Source organism: Cognatishimia sp. 1_MG-2023 (assembly GCF_030548175.1).
Classification (GTDB): domain Bacteria; phylum Pseudomonadota; class Alphaproteobacteria; order Rhodobacterales; family Rhodobacteraceae; genus Cognatishimia.
In genome coordinates, this window is the sequence record NZ_JAUORX010000001.1 from 64,068 (window position 1) to 76,536 (window position 12,469).

10 protein-coding genes are annotated in these 12,469 nt (G+C 51.8%); 5 read left to right on the forward strand and 5 right to left on the reverse strand.

Translation table 11 applies throughout. The features are described 5' to 3' along the window. The first annotated feature begins 52 nt into the window (after positions 1 to 52). Complete coding sequence (locus Q4544_RS00365) at positions 53 to 874, forward strand: arginyltransferase (protein ID WP_303503099.1); 822 nt, start codon at positions 53 to 55, stop codon at positions 872 to 874. Positions 875 to 950: 76 nt separating this feature from the next. Here the strand turns inward: Q4544_RS00365 and Q4544_RS00370 are convergent, their stop codons facing one another. From Q4544_RS00370 to Q4544_RS00380, 3 genes are all read right to left on the reverse strand, one after another. After that, a complete protein-coding gene (locus tag Q4544_RS00370; RefSeq protein WP_303503101.1) occupies positions 951 to 3,305 on the reverse strand; it encodes a TRAP transporter large permease subunit in 2,355 nt (784 codons plus the stop codon). 17 nt (positions 3,306 to 3,322) lie between these two features. Further along, a complete protein-coding gene (locus Q4544_RS00375; RefSeq protein ID WP_303503102.1) occupies positions 3,323 to 4,258 on the reverse strand; it encodes a TRAP transporter small permease subunit in 936 nt (311 codons plus the stop codon). Between the two features lie 103 nt (positions 4,259 to 4,361). Then, positions 4,362 to 5,447, reverse strand: coding sequence for a TRAP transporter substrate-binding protein (locus Q4544_RS00380; RefSeq protein ID WP_303503104.1), 1,086 nt, complete (start codon positions 5,445 to 5,447; stop codon positions 4,362 to 4,364). A gap of 247 nt (positions 5,448 to 5,694) precedes the next feature. On the opposite strand from Q4544_RS00380, the gene Q4544_RS00385 reads away from it, so the two are divergent. The 4 genes from Q4544_RS00385 (at position 5,695) to ilvN (ending at position 10,386) form a co-directional block, all read left to right on the forward strand. Next, positions 5,695 to 7,122: a cache domain-containing protein gene (locus tag Q4544_RS00385; RefSeq protein ID WP_303503107.1), complete on the forward strand. Its 1,428-nt coding sequence runs from the start codon at positions 5,695 to 5,697 to the stop codon at positions 7,120 to 7,122. Further along, the gene (locus Q4544_RS00390) at positions 7,119 to 7,763 is read left to right on the forward strand and encodes a response regulator transcription factor (protein WP_303503109.1); all 645 of its coding nucleotides are present in this window, start codon (positions 7,119 to 7,121) and stop codon (positions 7,761 to 7,763) included. The genes Q4544_RS00385 and Q4544_RS00390 overlap by 4 nt, the downstream gene beginning before the upstream one ends. Before the next feature lie 293 nt (positions 7,764 to 8,056). Then, on the forward strand, positions 8,057 to 9,811 hold the full coding sequence (locus Q4544_RS00395; protein ID WP_303503110.1) for an acetolactate synthase 3 large subunit: 1,755 nt from the start codon (positions 8,057 to 8,059) through the stop codon (positions 9,809 to 9,811). Between the two features lie 11 nt (positions 9,812 to 9,822). After that, on the forward strand, positions 9,823 to 10,386 hold the full coding sequence (gene ilvN, locus Q4544_RS00400; RefSeq protein WP_303503111.1) for an acetolactate synthase small subunit: 564 nt from the start codon (positions 9,823 to 9,825) through the stop codon (positions 10,384 to 10,386). A 43-nt stretch (positions 10,387 to 10,429) separates the two neighbouring features. Here ilvN and Q4544_RS00405 read toward each other — a convergent pair whose 3' ends face one another. Together Q4544_RS00405 and prfB are read right to left on the reverse strand one after the other, a co-directional pair. Then, positions 10,430 to 11,200 carry a DUF2189 domain-containing protein gene (locus Q4544_RS00405; RefSeq protein ID WP_303503113.1) on the reverse strand — a complete coding sequence of 257 codons (771 nt, stop codon included), beginning with the start codon at positions 11,198 to 11,200 and terminating at the stop codon, positions 10,430 to 10,432. A 136-nt stretch (positions 11,201 to 11,336) separates the two neighbouring features. Next, the gene (gene prfB, locus Q4544_RS00410; protein ID WP_303503115.1) at positions 11,337 to 12,458 is read right to left on the reverse strand and encodes a peptide chain release factor 2; all 1,122 of its coding nucleotides are present in this window, start codon (positions 12,456 to 12,458) and stop codon (positions 11,337 to 11,339) included. Between the last annotated feature and the right edge of the window lie 11 nt (positions 12,459 to 12,469).

Genomic DNA, 12,469 nt, shown 5'->3' on the forward strand with positions numbered 1-12,469 from the left:
GCCGCTTCCCGTTGCTAGAGTTTCTAAGACTTGAACAAAACATGCGGCCCCTATGCGTCATTCCCTGCCCCTTGCCCCACAGTTTTATGTAACGGCGCCACAGCCGTGTCCGTATTTACCAGGGCGTATGGAGCGGAAGTTATTCACAGCATTACAAGGCGATAACGCGGCTGAATTAAACGACGCGCTTTCGCATCAAGGCTTTCGTCGCTCGCAGAATGTGCTGTATCGGCCATCTTGCACCGAATGTTCAGCATGTTTGTCGGCGCGCATTGATGTGCGCAAGTTTAAGCCATCCAAAAGCCAACGCCGTATTCTAAAGCGGAATGAAGGATTGCGTCGTAAAGCGACATCACCTTGGGCGACTGAGGAGCAATACGAACTGTTCCGCACCTATTTGGATGCGCGTCATGCGGATGGCGGTATGGCAGATATGGATGTGTTTGAATTCGCGGCAATGGTCGAAGAAACGCCGATCCGAACGCGTGTGGTTGAATATACGAACGCAGAAAATCGTTTACTAACAGCAGTTTGCTTGACCGATGTCTTGGAAGACGGGTTAAGTATGGTTTACAGCTTCTTTCAGCCAGACCTGATGCGCCAATCGCTTGGGACCTATCTGATCTTGGATCATATCCGCATCGCCCAAGAGGCCAACCTGCCCTACGTGTATCTAGGATATTGGGTTCCGGGCAGTGATAAGATGGGATACAAGGCACGGTTTTCGGGACTTGAGGTCTTTTTGCGCAACAAGTGGCAGCCGATTCAACAGCCTGAGACTATTCACCAAGATGATCTGCCCGCGGCGGCGGATCCGATTGCAGAACAAGTGGCGAAAATCAAACTACCAACGTCTTCTGAACCCGTACGCTAACGGTGTTTCTTAGATCATCTGTTACGTAAAAAGGGGCCCCTAAGGGCCCCTTTTCTTTTAAGTATTTGGTTGCCGATCAATTGCCAATAAGCGCTGGCAAGATTGTCACGATGCTTGGGAAGAACCAGAGAATTCCAAGACCCACCACCTGGATCAACACAAAGGGTGCAACCCCGCGGTAGATGTGGCGTGTCGTGACAGACGCCGGTGCAACGCCGCGCAGATAGAAGAGCGCGAAGCCGAATGGCGGTGTCAGGAAGGACGTCTGAAGGTTCACAGCGATCATGATTGTTACCCACTTTGGATCGAAGCTGCCGCCGTAGATGACCGGACCAACGATTGGGATAACGATGTAGATGATCTCTAGGAAATCCAACACGAAGCCCAGAACAAAGAGCACCAACATAACCAGCAAGAAGACCGTAAACTCGTTGTCAAAGGCCCGCAGGAACTGCTGGATGTAATGCTCGCCACCAAAGGAGATGACCACCAGATTGAGGATCTGAGAGCCGATCAGAATGGTAAAGACCATCGAGGTGACTTTGGCTGTTTCACGCACGATTGGTGTCATGACCGCATTGCGGAAAAGAACCCAGCAGCTGAACAAAATGCCAAACATTGCAAAGAGATACGCACCATAGGCCACGATGAACGCGATCCAGCTTTCGGTCGAAGCACCCGGCTGGTTGATCCGTAGATCAAAGTTCACACCCACAAGGATCATCACAACGATGGCAAAGGATGCCTGCAGGATGACATTGCCGGAATTGCCCTCTTCTTGCAGCTTACGATAAGCCGCGAGCAGAAGCGCGCCGCCTGCCCCAAGTGCCGCTGCTGGCGTTGGGTTTGTGATGCCACCAAGGATTGAACCGAGCACAGCAATGATCAGCACCAGCGGTGGAAATACCACGCGCAGAAGCTCGTTCTTGCCAAGCAGACCCGCCGCGTATTTGGCGCCATATAGCACCGCCAACAACGGGAGAGCAAAGAGAACAAGGCGTTCACCTGCCGTCGCCACCGGAGACAACAGAACCACATCCACGAGCAACGTAAGAACGATCCCTGCCGCGCCGATAAGCAAAGGCTTTGTGTCAGCTGAAGGAGCCACACCGCGTGCCGTGGTCAAGATCAATGCCATTAGCACCATACCAATCGCCAAACCGGACCCAATAGGTGCAGCTGCCGCGATTTTCTCGGCCTTTTTGGCAGATAACTCTTCTGGCGTCAGTTGGCGAGATTGCTCTACGCCGCCAGCTGCGTTGATGACCTCGTTTTCAGCAACAGCAAAGTCCCAAGCTTCTTGACCATGCAGTTCGATCATGGACGCCTGACATTCTGCACCGACGTTTGTGCGCAAGCTGGCTGCTTGGCCCGTGTCAGAATAGCTATCAACCAAGATGGACTGGCTGCCGACGATATTGGCAGAGTTCATCGCGATCAAACCGCCAATCAACACGATAGGTGCAATGACAAACCATGTCAGACGTTCGTTGCGTGTTGTGATCTCGCCACCGCTTTTACCAAGTGTGACAGCAGGAGCTTTGGTTGGGTTCATCATGGCGTAGCCAAAGGCGTACAAGCCATACAGCCCAGCCAGCATGATCCCTGGGATAAGTGCCGCTTGGAACAAGGTCCCCACGGATACAACCGCAGGCTCACCCAAGTAGGTCAAAGCATCCGTACAACCTGCAACCTGTGCCCGTGCCTCTTGAGCGCCGGAGTACAAGTCACCCGCGAGTGTCCCTAGCAGGACGATCACGATGGATGGTGGGATGATCTGACCCAATGTGCCAGATGCCGCGATGACACCAGTCGCCAATTCCGGTGAGTAGTTGTTGCGCAGCATGGTTGGCAAGCTCAGCAAGCCCATGGTCACAACAGTTGCACCAACGATACCTGTAGAGGCCGCTAGAAACGCGCCCACAACCACAACAGACACAGCCAAACCACCTGGCAGCGGACCAAAGACGCGCGCCATCGTTGTCAGCAGATCGTTCGCGATCTTAGAGCGTTCCAGTGTGATACCCATCAGAACAAACATCAGAACAGCTAAAAGCGTTTCGATGGATTGACCTGCAAGCACACGCTCGTTCATGCGGTTCACAATGAACGATAGGTTACGGTCCATGGCGGTTTCCCAACCACTTGGAAAGACCGGTTCTGCGATCCTCGGCAGATCCGGGTATCTAAAGATAGATATTGTGTCTGCTTTGATCCCTTGGTTGACCAAGTCGTTGTATAGCGGCGACGCGGTGTCGATCGCTTGGTGAATTAGGATGCCGGCGCTATCAAGTGCGGCGATAATCCCGAATGATATGATCCCTGCCCCGCCAATGGCGAATGCCACGGGGAAGCCCGAAAGAATCCCCCCGAACAGGCAGAGGAAGACGATAATCAGGCCGATCTCGACCCCATCAAGTCCGAATAACATTGTTTCTGTCCCCTACCTCAGTGCGTGCCTTCGAAGGCTTCTTCGCCTTCACCGAGTGAATCACGGTCAAGGTATTTGCCTTCGCTCTCAGGGCCTTCTTTCAGCTCAAGGTACGAGCGATAGAAAAAGGCAATTGCATGCAGGAACACGAGACCTGCGAATGCCACGAGAAGGATTTTAAAGATGAAATATGCGGTGAACCCATTTGGCGAGAAGCCAATGGTTTCCACGTTCCAGCGCAGTGCTTTGGATTTCAGCAAGAGCCGTTCCAATGTGTCACTGGCGGATGGTTTTGGAACGATCAAATGGCGCCACATAAAGTACCAACCATAGAGCCAGACCATCACAGCCATTGGCATCATAAAGAAGATCGAGCCACACATGTCGATGATTTTACGGGTGCGGTAGCTGACGGCTGAATACACAAGGTCAACGCGCACATGCGAGCCTTGGACAAAGGCGTAAGTTGCGCAAAGAGCAACGATCAACGCATTGTAAAGCTTCAACTCTTCGGCGTACCAGCTGATGTCAAATTGCAGTGGAATACCAAAGCCAAAGACGATGTCTGGCCGTGTGAAAATCCGTTGCATAAAGACGATGATGATCTGCTGCAGCACCATCAAAAGACCGGCCCAAGCAAAGAAGCGACCGATGGTATTAGCCATGCCTTCTAGCACGCGGACAACGGCCCAAAGGACGCTGTTTTTCCAAAGGCCAATCGCTGTAACGATCAAGAAGATGGTAAAGGCTGCAAAGAAAAACTCGACAGAACCGCCGAAATAAACGAACCGCATGATGGCTTCTTTGTCAGACCAATCTAGCCATAACTGCGGATGTGAAACAGCATAAGCAATGTTTGCGAATGCCATAAGGATGTTCTGGATACCCCAGACAATGCCATCCCCGAGAGCAGAAAGGATCTGCCCGAAGCTGGCGGCGCCAGTGTCTTCCATGATGTCCCCCTGAGGTCAGTGTGCCGTTCTCAAACCACTCCTACCGTGGCGAGAACGAAAGAGTGGCCCCGGAATTCCGGGACCACTGTGAATAAGACGCTACTTAGCCGCCCAGAACGCGAATACGCTGCTGTACGTAGTAAGCATCGGATTTGTTGATCCAAGAAGAAGAGTTCGCCAAGGATGCTTCGAACGATGTGCGGATCTTCGCGAACAATTCGTCACCCATGTTTTCGTCCATAACTTCTTTAGACGCTGCACCGAATGCATCCCAAACATCATCAGGGAATTGCATTGTTTTAACGCCTTGCGCTTGCAGACGTGCCAGTGCCGCACCGTTGTTGGACAGAGTTTCTGCCAACTGGAACTGTGTTGTCGCCATGGATGCATAACGCAGGATTGCTTTGTGCTGGTCAGACAGCTCGTTCCAAACGTCTAGGTTGACGGAAGAAGACAGAGCAGAGCCCGGCTCGTGGAAGCCCGCTGTGTAGTAGATTTTTGCAACTTCTTGGAAGCCCGCGCGTTCGTCGGCCATTGGACCAACCCACTCTAGGCCGTCAAGCGCACCAGAAGACAGCGCTTGGTACAGTTCGCCGCCCGGAATGTTCTGAACAGATGCGCCCAATTTACCGAGAACTTTACCGCCAAGACCTGGCATACGGAATTTCAAACCGTTGAAATCAGCCGCAGAGTTGATCTCTTTACGGAACCAACCACCAGACTGAGAACCAGAGTTACCTGCCAGTAGGCCTTTTAGGTTGAAGATCGAGCCAAGCTCGTCATGCAGCTGCTCGCCGCCACCATGGTAATACCAGTTGCTGACTTCTTGTGCTGTGCCGCCAAATGGTACCGCTGTGAAATATGCGTAACCTGGATGCTGACCGATGAAATAATAGTCGGCAGAGTGGTACATGTCAGCCTGACCGGATGTTACCGCGTCAAAGACTTCCAGCGCGCCAACCAGCTCGCCTGGTGCTTTTTTGTCGATGGTCAAAGAACCACCAGACATTTCAGAAACCATGTTCTCCATGTATGTGGCCGCATCATCAAGAACCGCAAAGCCGCGTGGCCAGGAGGTTACCATGGTGAGCGTGCGCTTACCTTGGGCGTAAGCAGGTGCTGCCAATGTTGTGGCTGCGGCTGCTGAGCCACCGATTGCTGAAGTTTTTAGGAATGAACGACGATCCATTAAGTTTCCTCCCAGAATATTTGTGCTCATTCTAGTGATCAAACCAGAAGAGCGGACCGTTAGTAGTGTGAAGAGCCTACTCACACAGGGGATTTGTGAAAATACCTATAACTACGTAGCTGGGTTCTGAAATTAGGTATTTTTCAGACAAACCTCGGTTTTTGCGCATCATTTTTGAGCATTGTTCAATGTCATTTCTAAAAAACACACTATGATTCGAGCGAAGGAGCCCCTATTCGAATCGTCCATGCGAGAATTGTTTCGGCACATACGTCTTTCTTACGGGCAGAAGTTATTTCTTCTGGCAACGCTACCTTTGATCTTGGCGGTGACAGCCATTTCATTGCTTGTTGCAAACCAATCAAGACAACTTGCGGAACGCGAAATCCAAGCGCTTGAAACGCAGCTTATCGAAGCCAAGAAGGCAGAGCTAAAAAACTATGTAACTCAAGCACGTAACGGGTTCTACTTCATCTACGGAAATGCTGCGCCAGATGATGATTTTGCAAAGCAACAAGTCATGCAAATTTTGGCGGCGATGATCTATGGCGACGAAGGGTTTTTCTTTGTCTATGACTATGACGGCAACAACCTGGTTTCCCCTCGTCAAACAGAGCTGATTGATCAGAACTGGATAGACTTGCGTGATTCGACTGGCACGCCAGTAGTTGCCAATTTTATCGACACTGCGCGTGATGGTGCCGGTTACGTCGAGCATTTATGGCCAAAACCCTCCACCGGTGAAGAAGTGCGTATGATTTCTTACGTGACCTCTTTCCCCAGTTGGCGTTGGGCGGTTGGTACGGGGGTGTTTATTGATGACATCTTGCGCACAACTGCGGCTGCACGCGCAGAGGTAGAAGCACGCGTGCAGCGAACGTTCTTATATATCGGCGGCATTACCCTGGGCGCGGTGCTTTTGGTGTTCTTGTCTGGTTTGGTGATCAACATCCGGGAGCGGCGGCTTGCTGACGTTAAGCTCAAAAAGCTGACGCAACGGGTTTTTGATGCCCAAGAACAAGAACGTGGCCGAGTGGCCCGCGAACTGCATGACGGTATTTCGCAGATATTAGTTGGCGTACGTTACGCTTTGGACAGTACGCGCCGCCGCATGACCGCAGGCGATGAGCGCGCTGGCGAAACGTTAGAGCGCGGCATGGGGCACCTTTCGACCGCCATTCACGAGGTGCGGCGGATTTCGCGGGATTTGCGTCCGGGTGTTTTGGATGACCTTGGATTAGGCCCTGCCCTGCGTGCCCTCACCGAAGAATTCGGCAGCCGGACTGGCATTGAAACGGATATCAACACCGTGGTGTTTCGCAACCGCCTGAACCCAGACGCTAAGTTCTCGCTCTACCGTATTGCCCAAGAAGCCTTGACGAATATCGAACGGCACGCGGGCGCGACAAAAGTAACGATCGACATGCGCGGCCATAAACGCGGCGCGACTTTGCGCATTAGCGACAATGGTGGCGGCATTCCACAGCAAACCTCTCGATCTGGTCCCGTGGGTGGGCTGGGATTACGGAACATGCAAGAGCGCGTTGAGCAGCTTGGTGGCACGTTGCGTATTCATTCCAGTAAACATGGTACTGTGATCGTCGCGGACATTCCTTTGAGCCAATTGCTCCCTCCTGAGCAAGATGGCGCAACCAAACGAAAGGCACAGACATGAGTGAAGTAGTCTCTGTTGTGATTGTTGACGACCATCCAATGGTCGCAGAAGGCATCCAATCTGTTTTGGAAAGCTTTGATGACATCGAAGTCAAAGCAACATTGACGAATGGGCGCGAAGCGGTTGGTTTCTTAAAGAATAACACCGTGGATGTGGTCTTGATGGACCTAAACATGCCCGATCTGAGCGGCTTGACCGCGACAGAGATGATTTTGGAAAGCAAACCGGACACGCATATTCTGATCCTAACGATGCATGACAGCCCGGAATACATCTCTACTGCACTAAGCCATGGCGCGCGCGGTTATGTTCTAAAAGATGTGCCAACCGATGAAATCAAGACGGCCATAGATACGGTGATGAGTGGCGAGCGTTATCTATGCACAGGTGCCAAAGGTTCGCTTGAACCCAATGACAGCGATGACCGCGAACCGCTGACAAGTAGAGAGCAAACGGTTCTGCTGCAATTGGCGCAAGGAAAGTCCAACAAAGAAGTTGCCATTGAATTAAATATCTCTGTCCGCACAGTTGAGACCCATCGCAAGAATATCAAACGGAAGTTGGGCATCAGCTCAACGGCTGGATTGACGCGATATGCGATCGAGCATGGGGTTTTGCAGGGCACTGGGGTGGTTATTTAGGGAATTTCAGCCTGATCTTTGCGAAAAAATGCCAAAATGACCGCCATGCGCAATAAATGAAAAGAAAAAAATGACCTTGCGACATATATTTTCGACGTTTGCCTGTTGACGCCTGTTTTCCACAGCCATAATGTCCGCTGCAACACAAGAAGGACCTGACGCATGTTTAAGCTAGTCGTCATTGTTGGAAATAGGCGCATGGGCCGGTAACGGACACCCAAAAGGTAACCCATGCGCCCCCGACATTTTCGGGGGCTTTTTTGTTAGAACAGACGTTGTAAGTGGAGAGACAGATGACACGTCAGATGACCGGTGCGGATATGGTGGTTCAAGCTCTGAAAGATCAGGGTGTGGATACCGTCTTTGGATACCCCGGCGGGGCTGTCCTGCCAATTTACGATGCAATCTTTCAACAGAATGACATTAAACACATTCTGGTGCGTCACGAACAAGCTGCTGTTCATGCCGCAGAGGGCTATGCGCGCTCTACCGGCAAGGTTGGTGTGGCATTGGTTACTTCTGGCCCCGGCGCGACAAATGCTGTGACAGGTCTGACAGACGCATTGTTGGACAGTATTCCAATTCTGGTGATCTCTGGTCAGGTTCCAACCTTTATGATCGGCTCAGATGCTTTCCAAGAGGCGGATACAGTTGGCATCACACGCCCGTGCACAAAGCATAACTGGTTGGCAAAAGATACAACAACGCTGGCTGCAACCCTTCACGAGGCGTTCCACGTTGCGCGTTCCGGCCGCCCTGGCCCGGTATTGGTTGATATTCCAAAGGACGTTCAATTCGCGAACGGCGCTTATACCGATCCAAAAACCGCACGGACAGAGCATTACCAACCACAGCTTAAAGGTGACATTACCGAAATCGAAGCTTTGGTCGAATTGATGGAAAAAGCCGAACGTCCTGTGTTCTATACAGGCGGCGGTGTTATCAACTCTGGTCCGGCAGCAAGCCAATTGCTGCGCGAACTTGTGGATACAACCGGCTTCCCAATTACATCGACTTTGATGGGTCTGGGCGCCTACCCTGCATCCGGCAAATCTTGGTTGGGTATGTTGGGCATGCACGGCTTGTACGAAGCCAACATGGCGATGCATGACTGTGATCTGATGATCAACATCGGTGCGCGATTTGATGACCGGATCACTGGCTTGATCTCGGCCTTTTCGCCGAATTCGAAAAAGGCCCATATTGATATTGACCCAAGCTCAATCAACAAAGTGATCCGTGTGGATATTCCTATTGTTGGCGATGTTGCGCATGTGCTCGAAGACCTTTTGAAAGTCTGGAAATCACGTGGCCGCAAAACGAACAAAGAAGGTTTGGCCAAGTGGATGGCACAGATCGACGAATGGCGGACTGTTGACTGCTTGAAGTTCACGCAAGAAGGCTCTGTAATTAAACCGCAATATGCACTTCAGCGTTTCGAAGAGCTAAGCCGTGGTATGGACCGCTACGTCACAACCGAAGTTGGTCAGCACCAGATGTGGGCTGCGCAATACTTAAACTTTGATGATCCAAATCGCTGGATGACATCCGGTGGCTTGGGCACCATGGGTTACGGCTTCCCTGCCTCTATCGGTGTGCAAATGGCGCATCGTGATGCGTTGGTTGTAAACGTGGCTGGCGAAGCGAGCTGGTTGATGAACATGCAAGAAATGGGCACCGCGGTTCAGTTCCGCCTGCCTGTGAAGCAGTTCATTCTGAACAACGAACGTCTAGGCATGGTACGTCAGTGGCAAGAGTTGCTGCACGGCGAACGTTACAGCCACAGCTGGTCCGAAGCCCTGCCCGATTTTGTTAAGTTAGCAGAAGCGTTTGGCGCAAAAGGTATCCGCTGCTCAGATCCCGCTGACTTGGACGATGCGATCATGGAAATGATCAATCACGACGGCCCGGTAATCTTTGATTGCTTGGTTGAGAAACACGAAAACTGCTTCCCGATGATCCCATCAGGCAAGCCGCATAATGAAATGCTGTTGGGCGAAGATTCCACCCAAGGGGCCATTCAGGCCGGCGGCGCGGTTCTGGTGTAAGGAGAGAAATCATGGCTGCATTGAAAATCAAAAAAGGCTCCACGAGCCACTCTGCCTACAACCTGCGTCCGAATTTTTCAGACGTTCGTGAAACGCATACTTTGGCCGTTCTCGTTGAGAACGAACCAGGTGCGCTGGCACGTGTGATTGGTCTGTTTTCTGGACGTGGGTATAACATCGACAGCCTGACAGTGGCCGAGGTGGATCACACTGGGCACCAGTCGCGCATTACCATTGTCACCAACGGTACACCGCAGGTGATCGAACAGATCAAAACGCAATTGGGTCGTATTGTTCCTGTTCACGAAGTGCATGATCTAACGGTCGAGGGCCCATCTGTTGAGCGTGAATTGGGCTTGTTCAAAGTTGCAGGCCAAGGTGACAAACGCGTCGAAGCCATGCGCTTGGCCGATATTTTCCGCGCAAATGTGGTTGATACAACGCTAGAAAGCTTTGTGTTCGAAATCACAGGTGCACCGGAAAAGATTGACGCCTTTGCCGACTTGATGCGCCCACTTGGCCTTGTCGAAGTGGCGCGTACTGGTGTGGCTGCTCTGGCACGCGGTGCAGAGTAAGCTTTCTAAATACTAAAGAATTGGGGAGCGTTAGCTCCCCTTTTTAATGCTTTACCTGAGCATACAGGTGCCAGCTCGCATGCCCGAAAATTGGGATAGCGATGAAGAGCCCCAGAAACCCCGGTATCATAGAAACGAATGTGACCGCGGCGACAAATGCCCCCCAGGACAACATGACCACTGGTGCATCTGTGACGACCTTTAAGCTGGTCAGCATCGCTGTGACAAAATCAATGTCCCTGTCCAAAAGCAATGGCATGCCGAAAACGGTCAGTGAATATAAAAGTGCGGCAAAGATCGCCCCAACCGCTGTGCCAAAGGCCAGCATCATAAGTCCGTTTGGTTGCAAAAAGACTTCAAAACTCGATGAGATATTGGTCATCGGCGTCAGCCCCAGAAACAGCGCAAAAATCATATGAGCCAGAAAGAACCAAAACAGAAACGCAGTGACGATGATTGAACAAAGTGACGGCAGTTGCCGCTTTCTTTGGTGCAATACGGCATGTGTAATGGCCGCTGGCGTCACCTCATACCCCATTTGTAACCGATGTGAGACTTCATATAGCCCGACGGCCGCGAATGGCCCGATCAATGGAAACCCAATGGCTGCAAAGACCAGCCAATAGCTTTGACTCGTTGATAGGGTGACCCAGCTGATCAGCCAGCCGCCCACAACGGTAAGGGCCGCAAAGAACAATCCATAGCCGGGGCGCGCATGGAAATCATGCCATCCCAACGCTAAGGCCTGTTTTAAGGTCGAAAACTCCACGGCGCCCAAATCGGGCACCCCCAGTGGCTTGGGTGCCTCGTGCATACAATCCTCCCAGATGTACGTTCGCGCAGCCCTACTTCACCGCTTACCCGCACCTTTTGCAAGTGCGGAATGCGGTTGTGCTCTTCATCTTTCCATAAATACCACGTTTGGGGGCTAAAACCCCAAATCGTGGGTCTTAACCCTGCGCGTCAGCGCGGCTCTTACCGGATACGTTCATCGCCAGTGTCGCAGCCATCAGCTCGTCCAGGTCGCCATCCAAAACACCTTTGGTATCAGAGGTTTCAAAGCTTGTTCTAAGGTCTTTGACCATCTGGTACGGCTGCAAAACATAAGACCGGATCTGGTTACCCCAACCCGCATCGCCTTTGTTTTCATGGGCTTCGTTGATGGCCGCATTGCGACGGTCGAGCTCTTGTTGATAAAGCCTTGATTTCAAAGCTTTCATCGCGATGTCACGGTTTTGGTGCTGTGACTTCTCAGAGCTAGTCACAACAATACCGGTTGGCATGTGTGTAATACGCACTGCAGAGTCGGTTGTGTTCACGTGCTGACCACCGGCACCAGAGGAACGATAGGTATCAATCCGAATGTCCGATGGGTTCACTTCGATATCAATGTTGTCATCCACAACCGGATATACCCAGACAGAACTAAACGACGTGTGCCGTTTCGCAGCGCTGTCAAATGGCGAGATACGCACCAAACGGTGCACGCCCGCCTCTGATTTCAGCCAACCATAGGCGTTGTGGCCCGTGATTTTGTAAGCTGCTGATTTGATACCCGCTTCTTCGCCCGCGGTCATGGATTGCAGCTCGACCGTATAGCCGCGCTTTTCGGCCCAACGCACATACATACGCGCCAGCATCGAAGCCCAGTCACAGCTTTCCGTCCCACCGGCACCAGAGTTGATTTCTAGGAAGGTGTCGTTGCTGTCCGCTTCGCCGTCAAGCAGTGCCTCAAGCTCTTTCTCGGCCGCAATATTCTTTAACTTGAAAATCGCGTTTTCGGCATCTTTGATGACCTCGTCATCTTCTTCCATTTCACCGAGTTCAATCATCTCGATGTTGTCGGAGAGGTCAGTCGCCAAGGCTTTGACGCCGTCAATCGCATCCACCAACATCTGGCGTTCGCGCATCAGCTTTTGTGCGGCGTCCGCGTCATCCCATAGGTTAGGATCTTCGACGCGCGCATTGAATTCTTCGAGGCGAAATTCGGCAGTCTCCCAGTTGAGCCGCTGTTTCAGCAGTTCAATGGATTTTTCGATTTCGGCAACGGTATTCTGTACCTCAGCGCGCATGTGACAGTCCT

Excerpts from the sequence above, each read along its gene's own strand:
- Q4544_RS00390 (WP_303503109.1), top strand. The coding sequence starts at position 7,119 with ATGAGTGAAGTAGTCTCTGTTGTGATTGTTGACGACCATCCAATGGTC.
- Q4544_RS00395 (WP_303503110.1), top strand. The coding sequence starts at position 8,057 with ATGACACGTCAGATGACCGGTGCGGATATGGTGGTTCAAGCTCTGAAA.
- Q4544_RS00375 (WP_303503102.1), bottom strand. The coding sequence starts at position 4,258 with ATGGAAGACACTGGCGCCGCCAGCTTCGGGCAGATCCTTTCTGCTCTC.
- ilvN (WP_303503111.1), top strand. The coding sequence starts at position 9,823 with ATGGCTGCATTGAAAATCAAAAAAGGCTCCACGAGCCACTCTGCCTAC.
- Q4544_RS00405 (WP_303503113.1), bottom strand. The coding sequence starts at position 11,200 with ATGCACGAGGCACCCAAGCCACTGGGGGTGCCCGATTTGGGCGCCGTG.
- Q4544_RS00380 (WP_303503104.1), bottom strand. The coding sequence starts at position 5,447 with ATGGATCGTCGTTCATTCCTAAAAACTTCAGCAATCGGTGGCTCAGCA.
- Q4544_RS00385 (WP_303503107.1), top strand. The coding sequence starts at position 5,695 with ATGCGAGAATTGTTTCGGCACATACGTCTTTCTTACGGGCAGAAGTTA.
- Q4544_RS00370 (WP_303503101.1), bottom strand. The coding sequence starts at position 3,305 with ATGTTATTCGGACTTGATGGGGTCGAGATCGGCCTGATTATCGTCTTC.
- Q4544_RS00365 (WP_303503099.1), top strand. The coding sequence starts at position 53 with ATGCGTCATTCCCTGCCCCTTGCCCCACAGTTTTATGTAACGGCGCCA.
- prfB (WP_303503115.1), bottom strand. The coding sequence starts at position 12,458 with ATGCGCGCTGAGGTACAGAATACCGTTGCCGAAATCGAAAAATCCATT.